At 65.4% G+C, this 26,600-nt stretch carries 26 protein-coding genes and 1 pseudogene; 17 read left to right on the top strand and 10 right to left on the bottom strand.

Going from position 1 to position 26,600, the window contains the following annotated elements; genetic code table 11:
* Positions 1 to 227, top strand: a pseudogene (locus Q0139_RS00255) (FCD domain-containing protein); the annotation flags it as partial.
* A gap of 8 nt (positions 228 to 235) precedes the next feature.
* Here Q0139_RS00255 and Q0139_RS00260 read toward each other — a convergent pair.
* From Q0139_RS00260 to Q0139_RS00270, 3 genes are read right to left on the bottom strand one after another with little or no spacing between them, the layout of a single operon-like run.
* Positions 236 to 904 (bottom strand): hypothetical protein, encoded by a 669-nt coding sequence (locus tag Q0139_RS00260; protein ID WP_298015810.1) that lies wholly within the window; start codon positions 902 to 904, stop codon positions 236 to 238.
* A gap of 25 nt (positions 905 to 929) precedes the next feature.
* Positions 930 to 1,172, bottom strand: a complete 243-nt coding sequence (locus Q0139_RS00265; RefSeq protein ID WP_298015812.1) for a TonB-dependent receptor — start codon at positions 1,170 to 1,172, stop codon at positions 930 to 932.
* A complete protein-coding gene (locus Q0139_RS00270; protein ID WP_298015814.1) occupies positions 1,159 to 2,292 on the bottom strand; it encodes an ATP-binding protein in 1,134 nt (377 codons plus the stop codon). The genes Q0139_RS00265 and Q0139_RS00270 overlap by 14 nt, the downstream gene beginning before the upstream one ends.
* Before the next feature lie 190 nt (positions 2,293 to 2,482).
* Here Q0139_RS00270 and Q0139_RS00275 point away from each other — a divergent pair, with 190 nt between their 5' ends.
* The 4 genes from Q0139_RS00275 to Q0139_RS00290 all read left to right on the top strand — a co-directional run bounded on the left by Q0139_RS00275 (position 2,483) and on the right by Q0139_RS00290 (position 5,359).
* Positions 2,483 to 2,908: a hypothetical protein gene (locus Q0139_RS00275; RefSeq protein ID WP_298015816.1), complete on the top strand. Its 426-nt coding sequence runs from the start codon at positions 2,483 to 2,485 to the stop codon at positions 2,906 to 2,908.
* A gap of 136 nt (positions 2,909 to 3,044) precedes the next feature.
* Positions 3,045 to 3,332: an HPr-rel-A system PqqD family peptide chaperone gene (locus Q0139_RS00280; RefSeq protein ID WP_298015818.1), complete on the top strand. Its 288-nt coding sequence runs from the start codon at positions 3,045 to 3,047 to the stop codon at positions 3,330 to 3,332.
* A 10-nt stretch (positions 3,333 to 3,342) separates the two neighbouring features.
* Positions 3,343 to 4,200 (top strand): HprK-related kinase A, encoded by an 858-nt coding sequence (locus Q0139_RS00285; protein ID WP_298015926.1) that lies wholly within the window; start codon positions 3,343 to 3,345, stop codon positions 4,198 to 4,200.
* 142 nt (positions 4,201 to 4,342) lie between these two features.
* Positions 4,343 to 5,359, top strand: a complete 1,017-nt coding sequence (locus Q0139_RS00290; protein WP_298015820.1) for a nucleotidyltransferase family protein — start codon at positions 4,343 to 4,345, stop codon at positions 5,357 to 5,359.
* A 121-nt stretch (positions 5,360 to 5,480) separates the two neighbouring features.
* Here Q0139_RS00290 and Q0139_RS00295 read toward each other — a convergent pair whose 3' ends face one another.
* The 4 genes from Q0139_RS00295 to Q0139_RS00310 all read right to left on the bottom strand — a co-directional run bounded on the left by Q0139_RS00295 (position 5,481) and on the right by Q0139_RS00310 (position 9,192).
* Complete coding sequence (locus Q0139_RS00295) at positions 5,481 to 6,152, bottom strand: HAD-IA family hydrolase (protein WP_298015822.1); 672 nt, start codon at positions 6,150 to 6,152, stop codon at positions 5,481 to 5,483.
* Between the two features lie 32 nt (positions 6,153 to 6,184).
* On the bottom strand, positions 6,185 to 7,933 hold the full coding sequence (locus Q0139_RS00300) for an acyl-CoA dehydrogenase family protein (protein WP_298015824.1): 1,749 nt from the start codon (positions 7,931 to 7,933) through the stop codon (positions 6,185 to 6,187).
* A gap of 162 nt (positions 7,934 to 8,095) precedes the next feature.
* The gene (locus Q0139_RS00305) at positions 8,096 to 8,443 is read right to left on the bottom strand and encodes a GntR family transcriptional regulator (protein WP_298015928.1); all 348 of its coding nucleotides are present in this window, start codon (positions 8,441 to 8,443) and stop codon (positions 8,096 to 8,098) included.
* Positions 8,444 to 8,610: 167 nt separating this feature from the next.
* Entirely contained in the window at positions 8,611 to 9,192 is a 582-nt protein-coding gene (locus tag Q0139_RS00310) for a nitroreductase (protein WP_298015826.1), read from the bottom strand.
* Positions 9,193 to 9,334: 142 nt separating this feature from the next.
* On the opposite strand from Q0139_RS00310, the gene Q0139_RS00315 reads away from it, so the two are divergent.
* The 4 genes from Q0139_RS00315 to Q0139_RS00330 all read left to right on the top strand — a co-directional run bounded on the left by Q0139_RS00315 (position 9,335) and on the right by Q0139_RS00330 (position 14,502).
* Positions 9,335 to 10,960 carry a peptide MFS transporter gene (locus Q0139_RS00315; protein ID WP_298015930.1) on the top strand — a complete coding sequence of 542 codons (1,626 nt, stop codon included), beginning with the start codon at positions 9,335 to 9,337 and terminating at the stop codon, positions 10,958 to 10,960.
* A gap of 14 nt (positions 10,961 to 10,974) precedes the next feature.
* The gene (locus tag Q0139_RS00320) at positions 10,975 to 12,393 is read left to right on the top strand and encodes an amidohydrolase (protein ID WP_298015828.1); all 1,419 of its coding nucleotides are present in this window, start codon (positions 10,975 to 10,977) and stop codon (positions 12,391 to 12,393) included.
* A gap of 128 nt (positions 12,394 to 12,521) precedes the next feature.
* Positions 12,522 to 13,802, top strand: coding sequence for an amidohydrolase family protein (locus Q0139_RS00325; RefSeq protein ID WP_298015831.1), 1,281 nt, complete (start codon positions 12,522 to 12,524; stop codon positions 13,800 to 13,802).
* A 7-nt stretch (positions 13,803 to 13,809) separates the two neighbouring features.
* Positions 13,810 to 14,502, top strand: a complete 693-nt coding sequence (locus Q0139_RS00330; protein ID WP_298015833.1) for an NnrU family protein — start codon at positions 13,810 to 13,812, stop codon at positions 14,500 to 14,502.
* Here the strand turns inward: Q0139_RS00330 and Q0139_RS00335 are convergent.
* Together Q0139_RS00335 and Q0139_RS00340 are read right to left on the bottom strand one after the other, a co-directional pair.
* Positions 14,499 to 15,491 (bottom strand): aldo/keto reductase, encoded by a 993-nt coding sequence (locus tag Q0139_RS00335; RefSeq protein ID WP_298015835.1) that lies wholly within the window; start codon positions 15,489 to 15,491, stop codon positions 14,499 to 14,501. The two genes, Q0139_RS00330 and Q0139_RS00335, sit on opposite strands and share 4 nt — an antisense overlap.
* On the bottom strand, positions 15,488 to 16,894 hold the full coding sequence (locus Q0139_RS00340) for a sodium:alanine symporter family protein (RefSeq protein WP_298015837.1): 1,407 nt from the start codon (positions 16,892 to 16,894) through the stop codon (positions 15,488 to 15,490). The genes Q0139_RS00335 and Q0139_RS00340 overlap by 4 nt, the downstream gene beginning before the upstream one ends.
* A gap of 101 nt (positions 16,895 to 16,995) precedes the next feature.
* Between Q0139_RS00340 and glmM the strand changes: the two genes are divergently transcribed.
* The 7 genes from glmM to Q0139_RS00375 all read left to right on the top strand — a co-directional run bounded on the left by glmM (position 16,996) and on the right by Q0139_RS00375 (position 24,011).
* Positions 16,996 to 18,333 carry a phosphoglucosamine mutase gene (gene glmM / locus Q0139_RS00345; protein WP_298015839.1) on the top strand — a complete coding sequence of 446 codons (1,338 nt, stop codon included), beginning with the start codon at positions 16,996 to 16,998 and terminating at the stop codon, positions 18,331 to 18,333.
* Positions 18,333 to 18,566, top strand: a complete 234-nt coding sequence (locus Q0139_RS00350) for a DUF1272 domain-containing protein (RefSeq protein ID WP_298015840.1) — start codon at positions 18,333 to 18,335, stop codon at positions 18,564 to 18,566. The genes glmM and Q0139_RS00350 overlap by 1 nt, the downstream gene beginning before the upstream one ends.
* Before the next feature lie 150 nt (positions 18,567 to 18,716).
* The gene (gene thiD / locus Q0139_RS00355; protein ID WP_298015842.1) at positions 18,717 to 19,523 is read left to right on the top strand and encodes a bifunctional hydroxymethylpyrimidine kinase/phosphomethylpyrimidine kinase; all 807 of its coding nucleotides are present in this window, start codon (positions 18,717 to 18,719) and stop codon (positions 19,521 to 19,523) included.
* Positions 19,524 to 19,662: 139 nt separating this feature from the next.
* Positions 19,663 to 20,229 carry a ribonuclease HII gene (locus Q0139_RS00360; RefSeq protein WP_298015844.1) on the top strand — a complete coding sequence of 189 codons (567 nt, stop codon included), beginning with the start codon at positions 19,663 to 19,665 and terminating at the stop codon, positions 20,227 to 20,229.
* Between the two features lie 335 nt (positions 20,230 to 20,564).
* The gene (locus Q0139_RS00365) at positions 20,565 to 21,719 is read left to right on the top strand and encodes a site-specific DNA-methyltransferase (RefSeq protein WP_298015846.1); all 1,155 of its coding nucleotides are present in this window, start codon (positions 20,565 to 20,567) and stop codon (positions 21,717 to 21,719) included.
* 124 nt (positions 21,720 to 21,843) lie between these two features.
* Positions 21,844 to 22,656, top strand: a complete 813-nt coding sequence (locus Q0139_RS00370; protein ID WP_298015848.1) for a hypothetical protein — start codon at positions 21,844 to 21,846, stop codon at positions 22,654 to 22,656.
* Between the two features lie 71 nt (positions 22,657 to 22,727).
* Entirely contained in the window at positions 22,728 to 24,011 is a 1,284-nt protein-coding gene (locus Q0139_RS00375; protein WP_298015850.1) for an MFS transporter, read from the top strand.
* A gap of 150 nt (positions 24,012 to 24,161) precedes the next feature.
* Here Q0139_RS00375 and Q0139_RS00380 read toward each other — a convergent pair whose 3' ends face one another.
* A complete protein-coding gene (locus Q0139_RS00380) occupies positions 24,162 to 25,295 on the bottom strand; it encodes a zinc-binding dehydrogenase (RefSeq protein ID WP_298015852.1) in 1,134 nt (377 codons plus the stop codon).
* Between the two features lie 158 nt (positions 25,296 to 25,453).
* Between Q0139_RS00380 and folP the strand changes: the two genes are divergently transcribed.
* Entirely contained in the window at positions 25,454 to 26,569 is a 1,116-nt protein-coding gene (gene folP, locus Q0139_RS00385; protein WP_298015853.1) for a dihydropteroate synthase, read from the top strand.
* Positions 26,570 to 26,600 lie beyond the last annotated feature (31 nt).

The following is a 26,600-nucleotide window of genomic DNA, read 5'->3' on the forward strand; positions in this document are numbered from 1 at the left end:
GGCTGCGCGAAACACTTTATCTTCAAAGCGAACGCTATCGCCATTGGAGTGTTTCGTTATTCTCAAATAACCGTCCGAGAAATGTGGACGAAGAACACCGCGCAATCATGGAGGCGGCGACACGCCGCGACGAGATTGCCACTCGTTCCTATATTTCGACGCATTTTCGCCGAACGACAGACGACCTTCTGGCAATGGCTGAAGCCGCTCAAAGAGAAATCGCATAATCTCGCTATCAGTCCACCAAGCGGAGAGCCATCTTTGCAAAGCGGTCGACATAGGCCTGGATAAATGCGCGCGTTCCGTCATCGGCAACATCGCCGGTGTCCGATATCAGGTCCGGCCTGATGAACGAAATGTAGGCCTCGGACGGAACGACCGTGACGCCAAGAACTGACAGGATTTCATGGCTTTTTGATCCCGGACCATGGCCGCCCGACATCCCGAAAATCGCAACATCTGGCTGGACCGTGATGGCTTTTTCAACCGAGAATGTGGCTTCACCGCTGCGCCCGATCAGGGGGATATCATCGATTTCGGGGAATTTGCTGCGATATTGTTCGAACGATCCCGGATCAAGTGACTTGAACTCGCCCATCATTCCGGCAACCCAGCGCACCGGATTTTCCGGGTCGAGAATACCAAGCGATGGCAGGAAACGGCCTTCGCCAAGGATCATGTGCTTGACCGGCACGTCTATGCTGACTTCGTGTCCGGTGACATCGGTAAGGGTAATTGTTTCTGCCGAGGCGACATTGCCCCAAATTAGCGCTGCAGCAACGAATGCCAAAATTGGTTTCAGTTTCATTCCAGCAAGTCCTGTCTTGTTTCGATTGCCAGTTAACGTTTTTAAAACGCCAAAACGGGCAGCACACAAAGTGCTACCCATTTCGGTTGATTTCATGCTCGTTCCAATTTCTGCCGGATCCCTAGAAGTCAACCTTGGCGGAAACGAGGAAAGTTCTGCCCGGTTCGTGATAGGGCTCGATGGCGCTGCTGTCATAACCAGGTGTTGTTCGCGAGAAATAATCACGATCAAGGATGTTGAGAACGTCGACACGCAGTGTCACGGCATTCGATAGTGCCTCAGGCGTCCATTCACCATAAAGGTTTGCAACGAAATAGGTATCAAGCTTCTGGTTGCCGATCTTTTCCGGATCATCGTTGGCCAAAGCCAACTCGGGCCTCGGCTGCCTTGCCCTCGACGCTCTCGATATCGAGCCGCCCGCGATGGCGCTCGACGATATGCTTGACGATGGCGAGGCCGAGGCCCGTCCCACCCATTTTCCGGCTGCGGCCGGGATCGACGCGGTAGAAGCGCTCGGTCAGCCGCGGCAGGTGCTCGGCCGGGATGCCTTCGCCTTCGTCTTCGACCGTCAGCCGCGCCATATCCGGGCGCAGCGCCTTCACACGCACTGTGACGGTCGATTCGGGCCGGCCGTATTTCAGCGCATTGCTGACCAGATTGCTGACGAGCTGCGCGATCTGCGCCTTGTCGCCGGGGATCGTGCCGACATTCGCATCGCCATGGATCACGATCCGGCCGGGATCTTCGCCGGCGGCGATGCAGCTGCTCTGGCAGGCTTCCTCGATCAGCGGCGCGAGCGCGATCTGCTCGTCGGGCGGGCGGAAGCGCTCGGCCTCGATCCGCGAAAGCGACATCAGATCGCCGATCAGGCGCTGCATCCGGCTCGCCTCGTTGTGCATGATCTCGAGGAAGCGCTTGCGCGTCTTCTTGTCCTTAACCGCGCCGTCCTGCAGCGTCTCGATATAGCCGAGCAGCGAGGTCAGCGGCGTCCGCAGCTCGTGGCTCGCATTGGCGACGAAATCGACGCGCATTTTCTCGGCCGTGTGCAGGTTGCTGCGATCGGCAAGGCGGACGAAGCGGCTGTTATCGCCGAGTTCGTGGATCACGAGTTCCCAGGGCCGCTCGCGCTCGCCGATACCGACCAGCTCGATCGCCGTGCGCGAATCCTCGTCTTCATTTTCGCCGATCAGTCGCCCGGCGGCGACGGGATGGCGGATGGCGAGACGGACATCCTCGCCGACGATATGTTCGCCGAGCAGCGCGCGCGCCGCGGCGTTGGCGCGTTCGACGCGGCGGCCCGTGACGAGCAGGCTCGGCTCGTCGAGCGCGTTCATCAATTCTTCAAGGGTCGGGCCTTCCTGCTCCGCTGCATCGGCTTCGTCGGCCGGGCGTTCGGCGGTTTCTTCCGCTTCGCCCGCATCCGGATTGCGACCGGCCAGAAGGAAAAGGCCCGCCAGCAACCCGCCGGACAACGCCACGATCATGGCGGCGGGCGGCGCGCCTAACGAAATCGCAACCCATCCAAGGGCAAAGAGGGTTAACAACGCGACAATGGCGCGCAAAGGCGTTATCGGAGCCATGACCGCGTCATAGAGCGACATTGTGACACTCGCCAGTACAGGGCGGACGTTCGAGGTCGCAAAACGGGACGACGAGGGGCGAGAAGGTAGTTTCATGGCGCAAGACGCTGACAATCAGGGTGAAAACCAGCCCGAAGACGGCAAGACGCCGCCGCCCACGCGGCGTCAGATGCTGGCGCTCGGCGCCGTTGCCGCTTCGTCGGTCGTCACCGTGCGCCCCGCTCTCGCCCAGACGGTCGGCTCGGTCATGGCCTGCGAGATTCCCGTGCCTTCGCCCGGACAGAGCGGCTATTATATCGCGCCCGACGGATCGCCCGTCGAACCGGGAACGCCTGGCGCCTTCCCGCCGCCCGGACGCAATCTCGTCGGCGAAGAGGTTCGCGGCGCGCTCTTCGAAGGGCGCTCCTATGGCGGCTATGGCTATGAACAGAGCCAGGCCTACACCAATTATATCCGGCGGCTGCAGGCCGGCCAGAGCGGCTTCACCTGCTACGCATCGATCCAGATGCCGCGCGGCTGACGGGGGCTACTTCCTGTCTTGCCCGTCACCCTGAACTTGTTTCAGGGTCCATATGCCGGGCCGGATCTGTTTCCGCGATGCCGGGCATATGGATGCTGAAACGAGTTCAGCATGACGATGAATGGGCAGGGAATTTGTGAGCGCCTCCAAAGTCTTTCACGCTGATGAGCCCGGCCGGCGCATCGTCAAGCGCCTGCCCGACGGCGTGACGCTGATCTTCCACCGCCCTTCGGGCCTCACCCATATCCTCGGCTCTCCCGCGCCCGAATTGCTCGAAGCGCTTGGCGAAGGTGCCGCCGACATCGACATGCTGATCGAGCGTCTCTCGCGAGACCATGATCTCGGCGATGCGGGAGAGGCGCGGGCGGCGCTGGCCGCGCGGCTCGCCGAACTGGAAACCGCCGGACTGGTGTGGCGGGTGTGACATGAGCGGAATGCGGCACGAATTTCGCGTGACGGTCGGCCCTGTCGGCTTTCGGATCGGATCGGACTGGGCCGGCCCGCTCGATGCGATGCGGCGGCTCTACAGCGGCTATCCCGCGCCCGGCATTCCCGATTTCACCGTCCGGCTGGCCGCGCAGCGCCCGTGGCGGCGTTTCATCCGGCCCAGCGTCATGATCGGCGGCGATTTCATGCTGCCCGATGCCGCGCCGATGGCGCTGGCGCATGGGTTGCTCGCGGCGGAAATGGGCATGAACCTGCAGATGGCGCTCGGCCAGCGCCGCCACCTGCTGCTCCATGCTTCGGCGGTGGAGCGGGACGGGCGCGCCCTGCTGATGACCGGGCTGTCGGGCGCGGGGAAATCGACGCTGTCGGCGCTGCTCGGCGAACGCGGCTGGCGGTTCATGGGCGACGAATTCGCGCTGCTCGATCCGGAAAGTGGGCTGGTTCATCCCTTTCCCCGCATGGTCAGCCTGAAAAACGAGGCGATCGGGCAGTTCGGGGGCGTGGTCGACCCCGCCCGTCTCGGCCCGGTGATGACCGGCACGCCCAAGGGCACGATCCGCCATCTCCGCCCGCCGGATGACGCCATCGCGCGCATGGCCGAGCCGGCCGTGCCCGCGCTACTGCTTTTCCCCCGTTTCGGCCATGATCCGGCCGTTCGCGAGATCGGCGAGGCGGAGATCTTCGTCCGGCTGACCCAGGCCTCGACCAACTATGTCGCGCTCGGCGAGACGGGCTTCACGGCGCTGACCCGGTTGATCGAAACCGTTCCCTGCCGCGCGCTCGACTATGCCGATACCGACACGGCGGTGGACATGGTGGAGACCCTTTGGGGAGAGCTGGCGTGAGGTGGATGACAAGAATCCTCCCCGGCACGGGGAGGTGGCAGCGCGAAGCGCTGACGGAGGGGGCTAACCTCTTTGTGCAGCGCAAGTGGCACGCCCCCTCCACCGGCTTCGCCGGTCCCCCTCCCCGGACCGGGGAGGATCGATGACCGGCGCCCGCCTCCTCACCCGCGCGCTCGCCGATCCGGCTTCGGTCGCCGCGCTCGACGCCGATGACTGGACGACGCTGCTGACCATGGCGCGGGCGGAACAGCTGATCGGCAGCCTCGCCCATCGCCTCGACGGAATCGCCATGCGCGATGCCGCGGCTGCAATCCTCGGCGATGCGCGGCTTTCGATGGACCATGCCCGACGGCAGGCCCTGTGGGAGGCCGAGATGGCGCGCCGCGCGCTCGCCGATGTCGATGTGCCGGTCGTGCTGCTCAAGGGTACGGCCTATGTCGCGGCGGGCCTTTCGGCAGGCATCGGCCGGTCGATCGGCGATCTCGATATCCTCGTGCCGCGCGACGCGCTGGGCGTGGTCGAGGAGGCACTGATCGAACGGGGCGGCTGGGAATGGGTGAAGGAAGACGATTATGACGACGCCTATTATCGCGATCACATGCACGAGCTGCCGCCGCTGATCCACAAGGAGCGGGACCGGATGATCGACGTGCATCACACGATCCTGCCGCTGACTGCCAAGCCGACGCCCGATGCTGCGGCGCTGCTGGCGGACAGCGAGCCATTGGAAAGCGGCCTGCGCGTCCTTTCGGCGCCCGACATGATCTGCCACGCCGCCTGCCACCTGTTCGCCGATGGCGACCTGGCTGGGGGCCTTCGCAATCTGTGGGATATCGACCGGCTGCTGCGCGATTTCGGCGACGCGCCGGGCTTCTGGGACAGGCTCGGCGAATGCGCGGACCGGCATCAGCTTTCCAGGGCCGTCGCCCGGGCACTCCGGCTGGCAGAGCGGCTCTACGGCACGCCGGTCGATGGCGATGTCGCCGGGCGGGGCAGGGCAGGGGACGCGCTCTATATCCGCCGCCTGCTCGCCCGCGACGGATGGGGGCGGGAGACTCGCAAGGGCTTGCGTGGCGCTTTCTACATCCGCTCGCACTGGCTCAGGATGCCGCCGGTGATGCTGGGGCGGCATCTCTGGACGAAGTGGCGGAAGAACTAGAGTTCCGATTTTTCAGTCGTCATTGCGAGGAGCCGAAGGCGACGCGGCAATCCAGGGCCGTATGCGTTGTCTGAGCTAGCTCTGGATTGCTTCGCTGCGCTCGCGATGACGGTCTTTGGCCTTAGCCCAACTGCTCCAGCGTAGCGATCAACACATCATAGTGATCGATCACCGCGTCCGCGCCGAGCGCCTCCACCGGACCCGTCAGAAAGCCGAAGCTGACCGCGACGACCGGCACGCCCGCCGCCTTCGCCGCGCCGACATCGTAGATCGAATCGCCGATAAACGCCGCGCGGGTCGCGCCGCAACGGCGGATCATTTCGTCGATCGGCGCGCGGTGCGGCTTGGCGAAGCCCTTGCCCATCGTGTCGCCGCCGATGATCGCGCCGAAGCGGCTTGCCATGCCCTTCGCCTCGAGCAGTTTCACGGCGAGGCGCTCGAACTTGTTCGTCACGACCGCCAGCTTGACGTTCATCGTCGCGAGCCGGTCCATCGTGCCGATCAGTCCGGGGAAGGGCGGCGATCCGCTGCCCAGATGCGCGTCATAATGTTCGAGCAGCACCGGCAGCAGCCCATCGGCCATCGCCTCGCTGCTCTCGCCCGACCGCGCCAGCCCCTCGGCCAGCATGTGCCGCGCCCCCAGCCCGACCATCGGCCGCACCTCCGCCTGCGTCAGCGGCGGCCTGCCGATGCTCGCCAGCGCATGGTTGAGCGAAACCGTCAGCTCGTCCGACGTATCGAGCAGCGTGCCATCGAGATCGAAGCCGACGCAATCGAAGGGGATATCCGTCATCGCGTCGGCGATGCCTTGTGCATTTGCCGAAACTAAGCCCCGAACGCCTCTGCGGTCACCGAATACAGCACGTCCGCCCTGGCCGTCGCGGCGGCCGCCAGCCCGCTCGCCTCGGGCACGATCTGGTCGAGATAGAAGCGCGCCGCCGCGATCTTCATGTCGAGGAATTCATTGTCGCCCTCGCCGGTCGCGAGCTGGGCCTTGGCGATCCGCCATTGCCGCGCCATCAGCCAGCCGCCGACCAACACCGACATCATCGTCAGCAGCGGGTAGCTCGCGGCCAGCCGATCGTCGACCGAGGCCTCGCCGCTCGTCAACCAGTTCACCGTGGCCTCGCAATCGCCGAGCAGCGTATCGAGCGCCGCATGGTCGCCGCCATCGGCGCGGATCTCGTCGAACAGCGCGCGCACCGTATCGCCGCCGGCGAGTCCCAGCTTGCGCCCGACAAGGTCCGCCGCCTGGATGCCGTTGGTTCCTTCGTAGATCGGCGCGATCCGGGCGTCGCGATAATGCTGGGCGGCGCCGGTTTCCTCGACATAGCCCATGCCGCCATGAACCTGCACGCCGAGGCTGGCGATCTCGACACCGCAATCGCTGCCATAGGCCTTGGCGAGGGGTGTGAGCAGTTCGGCGCGCGCCTTGGCATCCGCATCGCCGAGCGTCCCGCGATCGACCTGCCCGGCGGTATAGTAGACGAGTGCACGGGCGGCCTGCGTCAGCGCCTTCATCCGCATCAGCATGCGGCGGACATCGGGATGGCCGATAATGGCGATCGCATCGCGGCTGTCACCCCCGGCCCGCGCCGATTGCACGCGCTCGCGCGCGAAGCTCACCGCCTGCTGCGTCGCGCGCTCGCCGATCTGGACGCCCTGCATCCCGACATTGATCCGCGCATTGTTCATCATCGTGAACATCGCGCGCATGCCGCCATGTTCGGGGCCAATCAGCCAGCCATGGCAATCGCCGTCATCGCCATAGCTCATGACGCAGGTCGGCGAGGCATGGATGCCGAGCTTTTCCTCGAGGCTCACGCAGCGCACATCGTTGAACGCGTCCGGATTGCCGTCTTCGTCGAGCCGGTAACGCGGAACGAGGAAGAGCGAGATGCCCTTCGTTCCTGCCGGCGCATCGGGCGTGCGGGCGAGAACGAGGTGAACGATATTGTCGGTCAGGTCGTGCTCGCCGAAGGTGATGAAGATCTTCTGCCCCGTAATCCGCCAGCTGCCGTCCTCGGCGCGCTCGGCCTTGGTCTTGAGCGCGCCGACGTCCGATCCCGCTTGCGGCTCGGTCAGGTTCATCGTGCCGGTCCATTCCCCGGTGCACAGTTTCGGCAGATAGAGCCGCTGCAGCTCCTCGCTACCATGATGCGTCAGCGCCTCGATCGCGCCGCCCGACAGGATCGGGCAGAGCGTGAAGGCCATGTTCGCCGAACCCAGGCTTTCGAGGATCGTACTGCCGAGCGAAAAGGGCAGACCCTGCCCGCCGAAATCGGCCGGTGCCGAGATCGTGCCCCAGCCGCCTTCGACATAATCCCTGTACGCCTGTTGGAACCCTTCGGGCATCTTGACGCCGTCTTCGGTCAGCTTCGCGCCGCCGCTTTCGTCGCCCGGCCAGTTGAGCGGCGCCCATTCGCCCGCGGCGAGTTGCCCGATGCCTTCCAGAATCGCATCGACAAGATCGGACGAGGCCTCGGCAAACAGTTCATGCTCGGCAAGCTGGCCGATGCCGGCGATGTGATCGAGAACGAAGCGCTGTTCGGTGACGGGCGGGGTGAAGGTCATGAGGGCCTTCTATGTCTTCGTCATCCCGGCGCAAGCGCGAATCCCGCTTTTCTTCGTCGGTCTTCGGAGCCGGCGCGCCCTGGCGGCCGTGAACATGACATCGGAAATCCCGCTCACGCGGAAACGATGATCGTCATTTTGATTGTTCGGCGAACGGAAGGCTTATGCCAGTTCTTTTCCCAGCAATTCCGCCGCATCGAGGCCGAGGCGGTCGATCCGGCGCTGGATGCGCGGCCATTCCTCGTTGAGGAAGCTGTCGCGCTCGCGCGTGCGAAGCTTGTCGGCGGCGCCGTTGGCAACGAACATGCCGACGCCGCGGCGGACATTGACGATCCCGTCGTCCTGAAAGGTCTGATAGGCCTTGGCCACCGTTAGCGGGTTCGCGCCTTCATCGGCAGCCAGTTGCCGCACAGAGGGCAGCGGATCGCCGTCGCCATAGATGCCATCAAGGATCGCCGCGCCGATCTTGTCGCGCAGCTTGAGGTATACCGGTTTTTCGCTCTTCGCCATCGCGCCATAGTGTAGTAAGACAGTGGGGCGCGTCAAGGGGAAAATAACCCCTCCTTTTCAAAGGAGGGGAAAGGGGTGGTTGACGGAGAAGCCGGCTCGATGCCGGCTTTCGGAGTTTTTGGGTTCGGACTCCACCACCCCAAACCCCTCCTCTGAAGAGGAGGGGCTTACGTGCCCCGCCACTCGCTCACCACATCGTCATATTCCGGCCGCGGCCTCTCCTGAAGCTCCACCCCGGGCGAACCCAGATAGATGAACCCGGCGATCCGCTCGGGCGCCTCGCCGAAATGATCGCGCACCGCGTCGCTATAGGCGGCCCAGCCCGTGATCCAGCCGCCGACATAGCCATGGGCATGGGCGGCGGCGAGCAGGTTGAAGCAGGCGGCACCCGCCGAAAGCTCCTGTTCCCATTCGGGAATCTTGGCGCTTTCCTGCGGGCTGTACAGCACGACGACGAGGCACGGGGCCTGGTGCGCGAACTGCTCGATGGCGCTGACATCGTCGGCATCGGGCCGCCCCCGGTCGATGCGAAATGCATCCTGCAGAATTTCGTTGAACCGGTCGCGCCTGTCCGCGCCCACGGTAACGAAGCGCCACGGCGCCAGCTTGCCGTGATCGGGCGTGCGGCTCGCGATCATCAGGATATCGCGCAATTCGGCGTCGGAGGGGCCGGGTGCGACCATTTCGCGCGGCCGGGCGGACCGGCGGGTGGAGAGGAGCGAGAGCGGGGTGGAGCGGTCGTTGAACATGGGCTCGCACTTAGGGATTCGACCCGCAAACCGCCAGTGCCCTTTCTTTCCGCAAATTCGGCGCTAGTCTGCGCCGCCATTGGGCCGCCACGCGCGGTGGGGAGATATGTGAGAGGGTTGTAGAGTGACCGAACTAAAAGCAATGTCGATGTGGAACGAGGGCGACTGGATTGTCGCGATCGCGAGCGCCGTGCTCCTCGTATTCCTCGCCGTGGGCGCCTGGGCCGTAACGCGGCCGCGCCCCGAAGTGGGCGGCCATCCCAAGGGCCTCTATATCCTGTTCTTCGCCGAGATGTGGGAGCGCTTTTCCTATTACGGCATGCGCGCCCTGCTCATTTTCTACCTGACGCAGCACTGGCTCTTCAACGACAGCGCGTCGAACATCGTCTACGGCGCCTATGTCAGCCTCGTTTACATCACCCCGGTTCTCGGCGGCTGGCTCGCGGACCGTTATCTCGGCCAGCGCAAGGCCGTGCTGTTCGGCGCGATCCTGCTGACTATCGGCCATTTCTGCATGGCGTTCGAAGGGACAGGCGGGCAGAACGATCCGACGATCAATATCTTCTGGATGGCGCTCGCCTTCATCATCGTCGGCTCGGGCTTCCTGAAGGCGAATATCTCGGTGATCGTCGGGCAGCTCTACCCGCGCACCGATGTGCGTCGCGACGGCGCCTATACGATCTTCTACATGGGCATCAATGTCGGCGCCGCGGTCGGCACGATCATCGCCGGCTATCTCGGCCAGACGCTGGGATGGGCCTATGGCTTCGGCGCCGCGGGCATCGGCATGCTGCTCGGCCTCGTCGTGTTCATCCTCGGCAAGCCGCTACTGCTCGGTCGTGGCGAGCCGCCCAAGCCGCTCGCCAAAAGCACCGAAATGACGATGTACGGCGTCGGCATCGTTGGCGTCGTCGTGATGTGGCTGCTCATCCAGTATCAGTCGGTCGTTGGCGGGCTGATGCTCATTTCGGGTGTCGCGCTGCTCGGCTATGTGCTGTTCGAGGCGTTCAAGCTTGAAAAGGAACCGCGCGAGCGGATGTTCGCGATCCTGTTCCTGATCGCCTTGCAGCCGCTGTTCTGGGGCCTGTTCGAACAGGCGGGCGGGTCGCTCAACCTGTTCACCGATCGCTATATCGACCGGCAGGGCGTTCCCGCCTCGCTGTTCCAGTCGATCAACCCGATCTACATCATCCTGCTGGCGCCGGTGTTCGCATCGCTGTGGACATGGCTCGGCAAGCGCGGTCTCGAGCCCTCGACACCGGCGAAGTTCGGACTCGGGCTTGTGCAGCTGGGCTTCGGCTTTCTGGTGTTGGTCTGGGGCGCGGCGACCGTGCCTGCTGATGTCGCCGTACCCGTGATCTTCCTCTTCGGCATTTATCTGTTCCACACGACCGGCGAACTTTGCCTGTCGCCGGTGGGGCTCTCCGCGATGAACCGGCTGTCGCCGACGCATCTGGCCAGCCTGGTCATGGGCGCGTGGTTCTTTGCCACGGCGGGCGGCAACTATGTCGCCGGCATGATCGGCGCGGCGACCGGCGGCGAGGACGGTGAAATGACGCGTGAGGCAACACTCTCGATCTACCAGACGATCGGGTTGGTCGCGATGGCCATCGGCGTCGGCGTCATCCTGATCTCGGGTCTCGTCAAGAAGCTGATGCATCTCGATACATTGAAGGACGACGATCCTGGCGACGATATGCTGGGCCAGTCCACCCTTGCCGAGCCGCAGGGCGCAGGCGTCGATACCTCGGGCGAGGTGCGCAACTGATGGGAGGCCGGGGCATGAAGAAATGGGGACTGGCCGTGGCGGCATGCGCGGCGCTGCTCGGATGTGCGACGACGGGCGGGGATAGCGGATCGGCCTCCTCGTCCGGCAGCGCGGGCGACCGGGAATATTCGGCGCTGTTCGATCCCGACCCCTTCCCGTCGACCTACCGCCCCTATCCGGGCCGGCCGACCGTCATTCGCAACGCCACCATCTATGACGGCGAGGGCGGGCGGATCGAAAACGGCCAGGTCTATTTCGCCGACGGGCGCATCCAGGCGATCGGCCCGACGGTCGATGCGCCTGCCGATGCGGACGTGGTCGATGGCACGGGGCTGTGGGTGACGCCGGGCGTCATCGATATCCACTCGCATCTCGGCAACTATCCGACGCCGTCGGTCGAGGCGCATTCGGACGGCAATGAGGCGACCGATCCCAACACCGCCGAGGTCTGGACCGAGCACAGCGTCTGGCCGCAGGACCCCGGTTTCTCCCGCGCGCTCGCCAATGGCGGCGTGACGACGCTCAACATCCTGCCCGGTTCGGCCAATTTGTTCGGCGGCCGTTCGGTCACGCTGCGCAACGTGCCCGGCCGCACGATGCAGGACATGAAGTTTCCCGGCGCGCCCTATGGCCTGAAAATGGCGTGCGGCGAGAATCCCAAGCGCGTCTATGGCGGCCGCAACCGTTCGCCCGCGACGCGGATGGGCAATATGGCGGTCGCGCGCCAGGCGTGGATCGATGCCCAGCGCTATCAGGAGCAGTGGGAGAATTACCGCGAGAATGGCGGCACGCGTCCGGCGCGCAACCTGCAGAACGAGACGCTGGTCGGCGTGATGAACGGCGACATCCTCGTCCATAACCACTGCTACCGCGCCGACGAGATGGCGAACATGATCGATATGAGCCACGAGTTCGGCTACGAGATCGCCAGCTTCCAGCACGCGGTCGAGGCGTACAAGATCCCCGACCTGCTGCGCGAGGAAGGCATTTGCGCGGCGATGTGGGCGGACTGGTGGGGCTTCAAGATGGAAGCCTATGACACGGTGTTCGAGAATATCCCGATGGTCCACAATGCCGGGGCCTGCGCGATCGTCCATTCGGATGATGAAAACCAGATCCAGCGATTGAACCAGGAGGCGGCGAAGGCATTGGCCGACGGGCGAAGAGCCGGATTGCAGATCACCGACGAAGAGGCGTGGCAATGGCTGGCGATCAACCCGGCCCGCGCGCTCGGCATCGATGCCGAGACGGGCAGCCTCGTCGCCGGCAAGCGGGCCGATCTGGTGCTGTGGAACGGCAACCCGCTCAGCGTCTATTCGCGGCCGCAAATGGTCTGGATCGATGGTGCGCTGATGTACGACATGAACGACCCGCGGCGCCGGCCGGTGTCCGACTTCGAGCTGGGACAGCCGGGAGAGGGGAGCGTACGATGAGCAGGTCAGCAATGATGCCGTTTGCCCTGAGCTTGTCGAAGGGCTGCACTTTTCTTTTGTCGTTGCCGAAGAAGGGCAGGGCTTCGACAAGCTCAGCCCAAACGGCTTTTGGTGCGCTGCTCTCGCTTGTGGCCGTTGCCATCGCCGCGCCGGTTACGGCGCAGACCGTCGCCATCACCGGCGGCACCGTCGTCATCGGTGACGGCTCCGACCCCATTCCGAACGGCACTGTCGTCATGCGGAACGGCCGCGTCGTCTCCGCCGGTGCGGGGACGACGGTTCCTGCCGGAGCGGAGACCATCGACGCCACCGGCCGCTGGGTCACGCCCGGCATCGTCGGCGGCTTCACGCGGCTCGGGCTGGTGGAAGTCAGCGCCGTTTCCGGGACCAACGACACCTCGGCCGGTGAATCGCCGTTCAGCGCCGCGCTCGACGTGACGCCGGCGGTCAATCCGCTGAGTTCGGCGATTGCGACCAACCGGGCGGGCGGCGTCACGCGCGCCGTCGTTGCGCCCGACACCTCGGGCGATTCGCTGTTCGGCGGGCAGGGCGCGATCATCGATCTCGGCGCCGATATGGACGCCGTGATGCGGCCGCGCGCCTTCCAGTTCATCGAGCTCGGCGAAACCGGCGCAAGCCGTGCAGGCGGCAGCCGCGCGGCGAGCTACGCCATGCTTCGCAACGCGCTGCAGCAGGCGCAGCGTTATGCGGCCAATCCGAACGGCTATGGCGGCGGATCGACCGACGACCTGCTCAACCGTCTCGACGCCGCCGCGCTCGTGCCGGTGGTGCAGGGACGCACGCCGCTCTTCGTCCATGTCGAACAGGCGCGCGATATCCTGAATGCGATTCAACTGCGTGACGAATTCCCGCGCCTGCGTCTCGTGCTCGTCGGCGTCAGCGAAGGCTGGACCGTGGCGAGCCAGATCGCGCAATCCGGCGTTCCCGTGATCGCCTCGGCGCTGAACGATCTTCCCGCGCAGTTCGAACGGCTGGCCTCGACGCAATCGAATATCGGACGCATGCGGGCGGCGGGCGTCGATGTCGCCATCGGCATGATCGACGACAACGACACGCATCTCGTGCGCTATTCGACGCAATATGCCGGCAATCTCGTCGCGTTGCAGCGCATTCCCGGCGCCTCCGGCGTCAGCTGGGGCGAGGCGTTCGCGCTGATCAGTTCGCGCCCGGCGGAGATCATGGGGCTGGGCGACGAGATCGGCTCGCTGCGTGCCGGCCGCCGCGCCGATGTCGTGATCTGGGACGGCGATCCGCTCGAGCTCACATCGAATGTCGATGCCATGTACATCGACGGCGTCGAACAACCGCTGGTGACGCGTCAGTCGCGGCTGCGCGACCGCTATCTGCGGACCGACGAGAGCGATCTGCCCCAGGCGTATGAGTGGTAGCGAGGCGATGGGCTCGCTGACCAGCCTTGTCCTTGCGACGATCGCCTTTGTCGGCAGCCATTTCCTGCTCTCGCATCCGCTCCGCGCGTCGCTGGTGAAGCGGATGGGCGAAGGCGGTTTCCTCGCCGTCTATTCGATCGTCGCGCTGTTCACTTTTGGCTGGATGGTCTGGGCGGGCGTGGCGATGGAGCCGATGGCGCCGCGCTGGGTCGCGCCGCTCTGGTTCTACGAATGGGCGGCGCCCGCCTTGATGCTGCTCGCCTCGATCCTGCTGGTCGGTGCCAATATCCGCAATCCGGCCTTTCCGAACCCGACCGGCGCCTCGACCGCGATCCGCCCGGCGACGGGCGTCTTCGCCGTGACGCGCCATCCGATGAACTGGGCCTTCATGATCTGGGCGATCACGCATTTCATCCTGTCGGGCACGCCGCTCAACATCGTGCTGACGATCGGGCTGTTCGTACTGACCTTTTTCGGCTCGCTGCTGCAGGACAGGAAGAAGGAAGGGCTGATGGGCGATGCGTGGCAGGGCTGGGAGGCGCGGACGAGCTTCATACCCTTCCGCGCCGTGCTCGACGGCCGCATCCCGGTCGGTGCGATCTGGCCTGGCTGGATCTCGCTCCTTGGTGGGATCGGCCTATGGGCCGCCGCGAGCTGGGCGCATCACATCCCGGTCGGCCTGTTCGCCTGGATGATCTAGAGCCGCACCATCTTCATCATCGGTTCCTGATAGCGCGGGCCGGCCGTGCCGCCGCGCGGCGCCGCGGAATCGAGCTTCGCCAGGTCATCGTCGTTCAGCGCCACGTCCGCCGCGGCCATGCTGTCGCGCATCGTCTCGCGCCGCTTCGTGCCCGGGATCGGAACGATGTCCTCGCCCTGCGCCAGCAGCCAGGCCAGCGCGATCTGGGCGGGCGATACGCCATGCGCATCGGCAATCGCCTTCACGACGTCGACCATCTCCATATTCTTGCGGAAATTCTCTTCGTCGTAACGCGGATCGCGCAGCCGGTAATCGCCCTCGTCCAGATCGTCGCGGCTCGTGATCTGACCGGTCAGGAAGCCGCGGCCGAGCGGCGAATAGGGAACGAACCCGATGCCGAGTTCGCGGCAGGTCGGCAGGATATCCTCTTCGATATCGCGCTCCCACAGCGAATATTCCGATTGCAGCGCGGCGATGGGATGGACCGCTACCGCCTTGCGCAGCGTTTCCGCGCCGGCTTCGGACAGGCCGAGATGGCGGATCTTGCCCTCTTTCACGAGCTCGGCCATCGTACCGACCGTGTCCTCGATCGGCACGTTCGGATCGACGCGATGCTGGTAGAGCAGGTCGATCGTTTCGATGCCGAGCCGCTTCAGGCAGTCCTCGCAGGCGCGGCGGATATTGGCGGGCGAGCTGTCGACGCCGCTGATGCCGTTCTCACCGATCCGGAAACCGAATTTGGTGGCGATGACCAGACCGTCGCGCTTGCCCTTGATCGCTTCGCCCAGCAGTTCCTCGTTCCGGAACGGGCCGTATACCTCTGCCGTGTCGAAGAAGGTGACGCCCATGCCGATCGCCTCGTGGATAGTCGCAATCGCTTCGTCATCGTTGGACATCCCGTACATGCCCTTGCCGATCCCCGCCATCGGCATGCAGCCGATGCCGAGCGCCGAAACGGTCAGGCCGTCACCGAGCGTGCGTGTCTTCATGGGGTCGTCTCCTCGTTTCGTTTGGCACGGCTGCGTTCGAGATAGCCGCGGATCTCCCGCCTGATTTCCGGCGCGAAGATATAGATCGCGATGACGTTGGGGATGCACATCAGGAAGAAGGCGCTGTCGACAAGGTCGATCACCGCCTGGATCGGCAGGATCGCGCCGACCGGGATCGTGACGACGTAGAAGACCTTGTAGATCGTGTCGCGGATCGGCCCTTCGCCCACAAGATATCCCCAGGCCTGCAAACCGTAAAACCCCCAGGAACACAGCGTCGAATAGGCGAAGAGGAAGACGGCGACGGCGAGCAAGATCGGGAACCAGTCCGAAATTCGCGCAAAGGCGTCGCTGACGATGCCGATATCCTCGCCGCCATAATAGGTGCCCGAAATGACGATCGCGATCGCGCCCAATGAACAGACGACCACGGTGTCGATGAACGGTTCGAGCAGCGCCACCAGCCCTTCGGACGCCGGTTCGCGCGTCTTCGCCTGGGCGTGCGCGATGACGGCGGAGCCGACGCCGGCCTCGGACGAATAGACCGCCCGCTGCATCCCGATCACGAACGCGCCGAGCATCCCGCCCGCCGCCGCGCCCCCGGTAAAGGCGTCGCCGACGATCGTGGCGATCGCGTCCGGAAGCTGGCCCAGATTGGTGAGGATGATCGTGAAGACGCCGATCAGGTAGATTCCCGCCATCGCCGGGACGAGCATCGAGGTAACGCGGCCGAGCCATGTCACGCCGCCGATGACGACAAGGCCGACCAGCGCGGCGAGGATGATGCCGTAGATCGTGCCGTTTTCGAAGCCGGTGACGGCCGCGACCTGGACATAGCTCTGATTGACCTGGACCAGCGAGATCGCGCCGAACAGCGCGAAAAAGGCGTAGAGCCAGCCGAGCAGATGGCCGAAGCGCGGCTTGCCCCGCGCCGCCAGCCCGTTCTTCATCGCATACATCGGCCCGCCGCGGATCGACCCGTCGGGATCGATCGTCCGGTATTTGTGGCCGAGCGTCACCTCCATGCACTTCACCGTCATCGCGAAGAAGCCGATGACGAACATCCAGAAGGCCGCACCCGGACCGCCCGTGGCGATGGCGATGGCGACGCCGGCGATATTGCCGAGGCCGACCGTGCCGGACAGCGCCGTCGTCAGCGCGCTGAACTGGCTGATCGTGCCGGGCGCGTCGTGATCGACCGTCTTGTCCCGCACGATCCGGACCGACTGGCCGAGCGCGCGGACGTTGATGAAGCCGAGCCAGATCGTGAAGATGAACATCGGGATCGCCAGCCAGATCACGATCAGCGTGACATTGACCCCCATGATCGGGACGCTGGTGAAGACAAGGGCGTTGAGATCGGCGAGGAGGCCCGCCAGCGTGTTCTCGATCCAGCCGATCATGCGCGCGTCTTCATACACTGTTCCATCGGCCGAAATCCTTCACAAGCGATAGGCGGCGAGGCTAGAGGGACTGCAACCCAAAGAACAAGAGGCATGGGCCAGTGAGCCGCAAATATTTCGGAACCGACGGCATTCGCGGGCGGACCAACAAAAGCCCGATGACGGCCGAGATCGCGATGAAGGTCGGCCAGGCCGCCGGCGCGCATTTCCTTCGCGGCGGGCACAAGCACCGCGTCGTGATCGGCAAGGACACGCGCCTGTCGGGCTATATGATGGAATCGGCGCTGGTCGCGGGCTTTACCAGCGTCGGCATGGATGTCGTGATGACGGGGCCGATGCCGACGCCGGGAATCGGGATGCTGGTGACCTCGATGCGTGCCGATCTCGGCGTGATGATCTCGGCGAGCCACAACCCCTATGTCGACAATGGCATCAAGCTGTTCGGGCCCGACGGGTTCAAGCTCTCCGACGAGGACGAACTGGCGATAGAGAAGCTGCTCGATACGCCGCCCCAGCTGGCGGACTCGGAGCATATCGGCCGCGCCCGCCGGGTCGACGATGCGCGCGGGCGATACATCCACCATGCCAAGATGACCTTTCCGGGCGATCTCAGCCTCGACGGGCTCAAGATCGTCGTCGATTGCGCGCATGGCGCCGCCTATGACGTCGCGCCGTCGGTGCTGTGGGAACTGGGCGCGGACGTCGTTGCGATCGGCGTCCAGCCCAACGGCACCAACGTCAATGACGGCTGCGGCTCCACCGCGCCGCAACTGATGTGCGACACGGTCGTCGCCGAGGGCGCCGATATCGGCATCGCGCTCGACGGCGATGCCGACCGGCTGATCGTTGCCGATGAAAAGGGCCGGGTGATCGACGGCGACCAGCTGATGGCGCTGATCGGCTCGACGCTTGCGGAGCGTGGCGAGCTCAAGGGCGGTGCCGTGGTGGCGACGGTGATGTCCAATCTCGGCCTGGAAAAATTCCTCGGCGGCAAGGGCATCGATCTGAAACGTACCAAGGTCGGCGACCGTTATGTGTTGGAGGCGATGCGGGAGAGCGGCTGCAATGTCGGCGGCGAGCAGTCTGGCCATTTGATCCTCACGGATCATGCCACGACCGGCGATGGTATCGTCGCTGGGTTGCAGGTGCTCGCGGCGCTGGTGAGCGGTGACAAGCCGGCAAGCGAGTTGCTCGACCTGTTCGATGCCTATCCGCAGCAGTTGAAGAACGTCCGCTACGGCGAGACCGATCCGCTCGAACACCCGCGCGTCCAGGGCGCGATCGCGGCGGCCGAGGCGAAGCTCGCCGATACGGGCCGCCTGCTGATCCGCAAATCGGGCACCGAACCGCTGATCCGTGTGATGGCCGAAGGGCTCGACGACAGCCTGGTCGGCAAGGTCGTCGATGAGATCGTCGAGGTGATCGAGGACGTTCTCTGATGCTGGAAATGCGCCCCGATTGCGAACGCTGCGGCACCGACCTGCCGGCCGATAGGGCGGGCGCTCATATCTGCTCGTTCGAATGCACCTTCTGCCTCGATTGCAGCAAGGGGCCGCTCGCGGGAAGCTGCCCCAATTGTTCGGGCGAACTCAGGCCGCGCCCGGTGCGCGCGACGGCGCTGCTCGCGCGGTTCCCTGGCTCGACCGAGCGGAAGTACAAGGCGAATGCTTGAGTGGGAGTGCCAGGTCCTCCGCGGAACGGGGAGGGGGACCATGCAAAGCATGGTGGAGGGGCACTATCCCGTAGCATTTCGCTTCTGGCGGGTGCCCCTCCACCCCCGGCTTCGCCGGCGGTCTCCCTCCCCGTTCCGGGGAGGATCGAAATGACCGCAAAGCCCCCCCGCATCCTCAGCATCGCGGGATCGGATTCGGGCGGCGGCGCGGGCATCCAGGCCGACCTGAAGACGATCCAGCTGCTCGGCGGCCATGGCATGACCGCGATCACCGCGATCACCGCGCAGAATACGCTCGGCGTCCAGCGCGTCGATCCGGTCGCGGTCGATATGGTGATCGCGCAGATCGATTCGGTGGCCGAGGATATCGGCATCGACGCTGTAAAAGTCGGCATGCTGGGATCGGCCGAAATGGTGAAGGCGCTGGCCGGGCGGCTGGCGTCCGTCGACGCGCCGATCGTCTTCGACCCGGTCATGGTCTCGACGAGCGGATCGATCCTCGCCGACGAGGCCACGATTGCCGCCTTCCACGCGCTGATGGCCGTCTCGACCGTGGTCACGCCGAACGTGCCAGAGCTGGCGCGGCTGACCTGGTCCGATCCGCAATCGGCCTATGAGATGGAACGCGAGGCGCGGCGATTGGCGCGCGATACGGGGACGGCGGTGCTCGCCAAGGGTGGGCATCTCGACGATGACGGCCCGGTGATCGATTTGCTGGCACAGCCCGAAGGCAAGGTGCAGCGCTGGAAGGCGAAGCGGATTGCCACCGATCAGACGCACGGCACCGGCTGCACGCTCTCCAGCGCGCTCGCCACGGGCCTCGGCCACGGCCTCGACCTGCCGCAGGCGATCCTCCAGGCGCGCGGCTTCGTCCGCGCCGCGCTGAAAGCCGCGCCGGGGCTGGGGCAGGGCAATGGGCCGTTGGGATTCGCCGGGATCGGGGAGTTCTGGCCGTGAATAGCGGAGAAAGGCCCGAATCGTCATTGCGAGCGCAGCGAAGCAATCCAGAGCCACAAGCGCTGTTGCATGCCGCTCTGGATTGCTTCGTCGCTTCGCTCCTCGCAATGACGCTGTGCGGCGTTGCGGAGAATAATCGGTGATTGTCGCCGGCGTCGACGAAGCAGGCCGCGGACCGCTCGCCGGACCGGTGGTCGCCGCGGCCGTCATCCTCTGCGACCGGCCGATTGCAGGGCTGGACGACAGCAAGAAGCTGAGCGCCAAACGCCGCGCCGAACTCGAAGCCGAAATCCGCGCGCATTGTGTCGTTGGCGTGGGGATCGCCGATGTCGCGGAGATCGACCGGATCAACATCCTCCAGGCGACGATGCGGGCGATGGCGCGCGCGGTCGACGCGCTCGCCGATTCGCCGGCGCATGTCCTTGTCGATGGCAACCGGCTGCCGCAATGGGGCTACAGCGCCGAAGCCGTGATCGGTGGCGATGCGCTCCATCCGTGCATTTCCGCCGCTTCGATCATCGCCAAGGAGACCCGCGACCGCATGATGCGCGACGCGGCCCGCGCGCATCCGCATTTCGGCTGGGACCGGAACAAGGGCTATGGCACCGCCGAGCATATGGCGGCCCTGCGGACGCACGGCCCGACACCGCTCCACCGAAGGAGCTTCGCGCCTGTGGCGCAGGCGGAAATGGTGTTTGAGACATAAATCCTCCCCGGCACGGGGAGGGGAACCATGCGAAGCATGGTGGAGGGGCACGTGCCGCAAGCGGGACGCTGAAGAGGAGAGTGCCCCTCCACCGCCTTCGGCGGTCCCCCTCCCCGTACCGGGGAGGAATTGCATGCCGTTCACTGGCATTTGAGTCTTTCCCGCCACACCGCATCATCTTGAGTCCGCCGCGCTTCGTTCGCACCATATCCGGTAGGGGACTCTTTTCGTTCTCGCCGCCTTAACGCGATCTCAAACATTTGCGTTAACCATTGCGTTCTTGACCCGGCGGCCCGGTGGACTCAGGCTGCATCTCGACAACAGGGGGCAGGGGTATGGCGACCAAGGCGAAGGTGGCGGAGACGCAGCGCGCGCGGACCGTGAAACGGTCTGCGAAGAAGGCTGCGCAAGCCACGGAAATCGCTGTCGATCGTCTGATCCAGGACGATTGCATCGCCGGCATGGCGACCCTCCCGGACGCCTGTATCGACATGATTTTCGCCGATCCGCCGTACAACCTGCAGCTTGGCGGCGATTTGCTGCGCCCCGAAGGATCGATGGTCGACGCGGTCGACGACGATTGGGACAAGTTCGACAGTTTCGGCGCCTATGACGCCTTCACCCGCGCCTGGCTGAAAGAGGCGCGGCGGATCCTGAAACCCGATGGCACGCTCTGGGTAATCGGCAGCTATCACAATATCTTCCGGGTCGGAGCTGCCTTGCAGGATGAAGGCTACTGGATCCTCAACGACATCGTCTGGCGCAAGGCGAACCCGATGCCCAACTTCCGCGGCACCCGCTTCACCAACGCGCATGAAACGATGATCTGGGCGTCGAAGAGCGAAAAGGCGCGCTACACCTTCAACTACAAGACGATGAAGAGCCTGAACGACGAGCTGCAGATGCGTTCCGACTGGCTGATCCCGATCTGCGCCGGCGCCGAACGCATCAAGCAGGACGGCAGGAAGGCGCATCCGACGCAAAAGCCCGAGGCGCTGCTCTATCGCGTGATGCTTGCCAGCACCAAGCCCGGCGACGTCGTGCTCGACCCCTTCTTCGGGACCGGCACCACCGGCGCCGTCGCGCGGCGGCTGGGCCGCAAATGGATCGGCATCGAACGCGAACCGCGCTACTGCAATGTCGCCTTGAAGCGGATCTCCGAATCGCTGCCGCTCGACGAATCGGCGCTCGCCATCATGCGGTCGAGCGAAGCGCAGCCCAAGGTCGCCTTCGGCCAGCTCATCGAGACCGGTCTCCTCGCCCCCGGCGACGTCCTGACCGACAGCAAGCGCCGCTGGAAGGCGAAGGTCCGCATCGACGGGTCGCTCGCCACGGCGAACGGCAAGGAAGGCTCGATCCACAAGCTCGGCGCGCTGCTCCAGGGTGCGCCCTCGTGCAACGGCTGGACCTTCTGGCATTATGAGGACGCGGACGGCCTCAAGCCCATCGACAAGCTGCGCGAACAATATCGCCTGACGCACTTCGCATAAGGGCGCTTCGCCCTAACCGCATTTTGCCTGAACGCGCTGTTCACGGTCGGTGCATGCCCGCCGCTCAATTGTCGCTCCAGGTCAATTACGATACGGTGTTTCCGTTCTTACGAGGAGAGTGGTGATGAAGCGTTTGCACTGGGCGACAGGTGCGGTTCTCGCCGCAGCAATGACGGCGGCGCCGGCCTATTCGCAGGCGGCGCGCTATCTTCAGGATATCGTCGGCGAATATGGCCGCAACGGCGAATCGGCGCTGCAATCGCGCGGGTTCGAACAGGTCGATTCCGAACGGCAGGGCTATTCGCGCATCTCCTATTGGTGGAACGACCAATATGACGACTGCATCCGGGTCGAAACGCGCAACGGGCGCTTCTCTTCGATCGACGACGCGTCCGAACGCCAATGTCGCCGCGGCAACGGGAATGGAGGTTCCTGGGGCAATGGCGGCTCGTGGAACGGCGGACGCGACGCCGAGATCGACGATCTGAGAGGCGAGCGCGAATCGCGCGCCATGGAGGCGCTCGATCGCCGCGGCTTCCGGGAAGTCGACAGCTCCAACTCGGGTTACACCCGCTACAGCATCCAATGGCGCTCCCGGTCGCAGCAATGCGTGCAGGTGACGATCTCCAACGGCCGCGTCTACGACATCCGCGATATCGGGCGGCATCCGCGCTGCAACGGATCGGGCAGCTCCGGCGGCTCCTACGACCCGCCGGCACCCCCGCGTATCACCTGGTATCGTGACCTCGCCGGCGAACCGGCGCCGGGGGCGCGCGACCGGCTGATCCGGGCCGGCTTCGTCAGCATGTTCATCGAGAATGGCGGCCGCCACACCATCTACTACAACCGCGCCAACGGCCAGTGTCTCGAGATGATGGCCGAATCGCGGACGGTGGTTTCGGTTCGCGACATCGGCCGGAGTCCCTATTGCCGTTAGAAAAGGTCGCGGCTTTTCGGCGCTTACCAGCGCCAAGGCGGTGAGGAGGACGGCGCGCTGCGCTTTACAGCGTGCGGCGCGCCTTACATAGGTTCGGCCCCTCAAAAGGGGCTCCGATCATCGAGACCGAACCGACTACGACAGACCGGCTGACCGACCGGACCGCCTGGCTGCTCGCCGCGATTACCGGGGCGACGGTGGCGAATGCCTATTACATCCATCCGATCATCGCCGATGTCGCGCGCGGTTTCGGGGTCAGTCCGGCGGCGGCGGGGATTGTGCCGGCGGCGAACCAGATTGCGCTGGCGCTCGGCATTTTCCTGCTGCTGCCGCTTGGCGACCGGTTCAGCAACCGGCGGCTGGCGATCGTCTTCGCTGCCTGCCAGGCCGCGGCGCTCGTCGCGATGGCGCTGGCGGAGAGTTTCGTCGTCTTCACCGCCGCCTCGACGCTGCTCGGCTTCGTCACGGTCGTGCCCTATCTGATGCCCGCCTATGCCTCGAAGCGGGTCGCGCCGGAGCGGCTCGGCCATGTCACGGCGCTGCTGACGGCGGGGGTGATCGTTGCGATCCTTCTCGCGCGGACGGGGGCGGGGGTCGTTGCCGAGCATGCCGACTGGCGCTGGGTTTACTGGATCGCGGCGGCGATCATGGCGGCGGCGACGCTGCTCACGGTGATCGTGCTCGAGGATCGCGAGGATGCGGACGAAGGCGAGGCGCGTACCGGCTATTTCGCGCTGGTCGGCTCGACATTGCGCTTGATGCGCGAGCATCGCGTCGTTCTCGTCTCCGGCACGATTCAGGCCTGCAATTTCGGGACGTTCGTCGCCGTTTGGCTCGGCCTCGCCTTTTACCTCACCGGCCCGGAGATGGGCTATGGCACCGATACGGTCGGCTATCTCGCGGCGATCTCGGCGGCGAGCATCTTCATCACGCCGGCGCTGGGGCGCTGGGCGGACCGGATCGGGCCGTACCGGGCGCGCTTCTATCTCGCGCTATGCCAGCTTGGTGCATCGCTGATGCTTTGGCCGGCCGGTGCCTCGATCTGGCTGCTGCTCGTGCCGCTGCTGATCTCGAATATCGTCGGTGCGCCGATCGACGTGGTGGGGCGGATGACGCTGCTCAGCCTCGCGCCGGACGTCCGCACGCGGCTGATGACCGGCTATATCATCCTGATGTTCATCGGCGGCGGGCTGGCGAGCTGGCTGGCCCCGGCGGCGTACGATGTCGCGCACTGGCCGGGGATCGCGGCCATCGCGGTCGCGCTGACGGCGATCATCGTGCTGCTGTCGTGGATCGCATGGCGGCGCGAAGTGTCCTCGGCGGCTGCGGGATGGAACACTTCGCGACCGGATTGAACCCCCCTCCCGCTTGCGGGAGGGGAAGGGGGTGGGCGCGATGCGTCAGCATCGCTCGCGGCAGCGACGGGCGCGGTGCAAACCCACCCCAAACCCCTCCCCCAAGCGGGAGGGGCTTACATGCTGCAATCCGATCGCAATCGGCTTGGGTCAGGCCTGCGGCGTCACCAGATATTTCTCGCCCGTCGCGCGCCGGTTGTAATTGGCGATCATTTCCGGATCGACGGCTTCTGCGAGCGAGATACGCCGCGTATAGGCGCTGGCAAAGGTCGAGCGCAGCCCGGCGCCGACGCGCGCGCGCAGCTTGGCCGTCTCTTCCGGCCCCGCCTCCTGCAGGAAATAGGTCAGCAGCCAGCCACCCAGGCTCCACTTCATGCCGAAGCCGCGGGTGAGCTCGGTGGGCGCGGTGTTGAGCCCGCCATAGATGTAGAGCTGTTTCATCTGCGTCGAGCCATAGGGGCCGGTCGGCGGATTGGTCCGCACGGCGGCTGCCTCCATCGCGCCGAGGATCTGGTTGGCGAGCCGCCCGCCGCCGACAGCGTCGAAGGCGAGATAGGCCTCTTCCTCGGCGATCGCGTCGGCCAGTTTCGCGCCGAAATCGTCCGCCGTCATGTCGAGCACATGCTTCGCGCCGAGCCCGTGCAGCAGATCGACCTGTTCCTGGCTGCGCACGATGTTGACGAGGCCGATCCCCTCTTCGGCGCACAGCTTGACGAGCATCTGGCCGAGGTTCGAGGCGGCGGCGGTGTGGACGAGCGCCTTGTAACCCTCGTTGCGCATCGTCCCGATCATGCCGAGCGCGGTCATCGGATTGACGAAGGAGGACGCGCCTTCCTCGGCCGTGTGGCCATCGGGCAGCACGAGGCATTCGGCCGCGCGCGCGATGCGATAGGTGGCGTAGAAGCCGCCGCCCGCAAGCGCGACGACCTTGCCGAGCAGCGCCTGTGCGTCTGATGAAGACCCCGCCGCAACCACCGTCCCCGCACCCTCATTCCCGAGCGGGATCGATCGGCCCTTGCGCGGCGCGACGAAGCCGCGCAGCTTTTCGGGCACCGGCGCGGAGGCGGAGGGCAGGTCGCCATCGCCCGCTTCGTAAGAACCGCCATCGGTCACGCTCAGCATCACGCCGAGGTCCGACGGGTTGATCGGCGACGCCTCGACCCGGATCAGCACTTCGTTCTCGCCGGGTTCGGGCATCGGCGTCTCTTCGAGTGCGAGCACGAGCCGGTCGTCCTCGGTCACGGTCGATGTCATGCGGATGGCGTGGGCGGGCAGGTCGGTCATGGGATATTCTCCTACATATTCTGTTCTGTTTATCGCCGACCCGTAACCGCCCTTGGATGCCAGCGGAAGAGTGATGGCTAAATCGCGCCGGTGATGCACAGGGCGAGGGGGTATCGCGGCTTTCGCAGCGAGCGCGAATGACGGTAAGGCTCATCCCCATGGAAACCCCGCCCCCCTCCGCCGACCTCCATTTCCGACCGACCGGGTTCGTCGATGCGCCCTTCGGGCTGGACGGGCAGGTGATCCGGCTGGCGGGCGGGCTGCTCTGGTTTTCGGCGTTCGAGGTGATCGCGAGCGAGGGCGGGCGCAGGGTCGCCGCGCCGCTGGTCCCGGTGGCCGGGCTGGACGACTTTCTGGCGGGGCTGTCCGACGCGCAGGCCGAGACGGCGCGCGAGACCATCGCCCGGATCGAAGCGCCGCGCGCGCCGCTGACGCTCGGCGAGCGGACGCTCCGGCTGGACGAACCGCGCGTCGCCGCGATCCTCAACGTTACGCCGGACAGCTTTTCCGACGGCGGCAAGCATGAGGGCGATCCGCAGGCGGCCGCCGATGCCGGCTTCGCGCAATCGACGACGGGCGCGGCGCTGATCGATGTCGGCGGCGAATCGACGCGGCCCGGCGCGGCCGATGTCTGGGAGGACGACGAGATCGAACGCACGCGGCCGGTGATCGAGCGGCTCGCCCGATCGGGCGTTGCCGTCTCGATCGACACGCGCAAGGCGGCGGTGATGGAGGCGGCGCTGGAGGCCGGCGCGGCGATGGTCAACGATGTCTCGGGCCTGCGTTTCGACGAGCGCGCGGTTGAGCTGGTCGCAAAGGCCGGCTGCCCGGTCGTGATCATGCACCATGCCGGCGGCAAGGGCGATCTCCATGCCGAGCCGAGCTATGCCGATCCGTTGATCGAGGTCTACGACTGGCTGGCCGACCGGATCGATGCGCTCGTTGCGGCGGGCATCGATCGCGTGAAGATCGTCGTCGATCCGGGCATCGGTTTCGGCAAGGGCGTCGCGCACAATCTTTCGATCATCAACGGCCTTGCGCTGTTCCATGGCCTCGGCTGTCCGATCATGCTCGGTGCAAGCCGCAAGCGCTTCATCGGCGCGCTGGCGAACGAGGCACCGGTCGAGGAGCGGCTCGGCGGATCGCTCGCGGTGACGCTGGCCGGGGCGGGGCAGGGGGCGCAACTGCTCCGCGTCCATGACGTGGCGGAGACCGTGCAGGCGCTCAAGGTGTGGCGCGGGATGCGCGATCAGGCGCTGACGCCGGTGGCTTAGCGACGCGTTCTTTTTTCCGTCATTGCGAGGA

Origin of the sequence: uncultured Parasphingopyxis sp. (genome assembly GCF_937129435.1) — a bacterium.
Lineage (GTDB): Bacteria > Pseudomonadota > Alphaproteobacteria > Sphingomonadales > Sphingomonadaceae > Parasphingopyxis.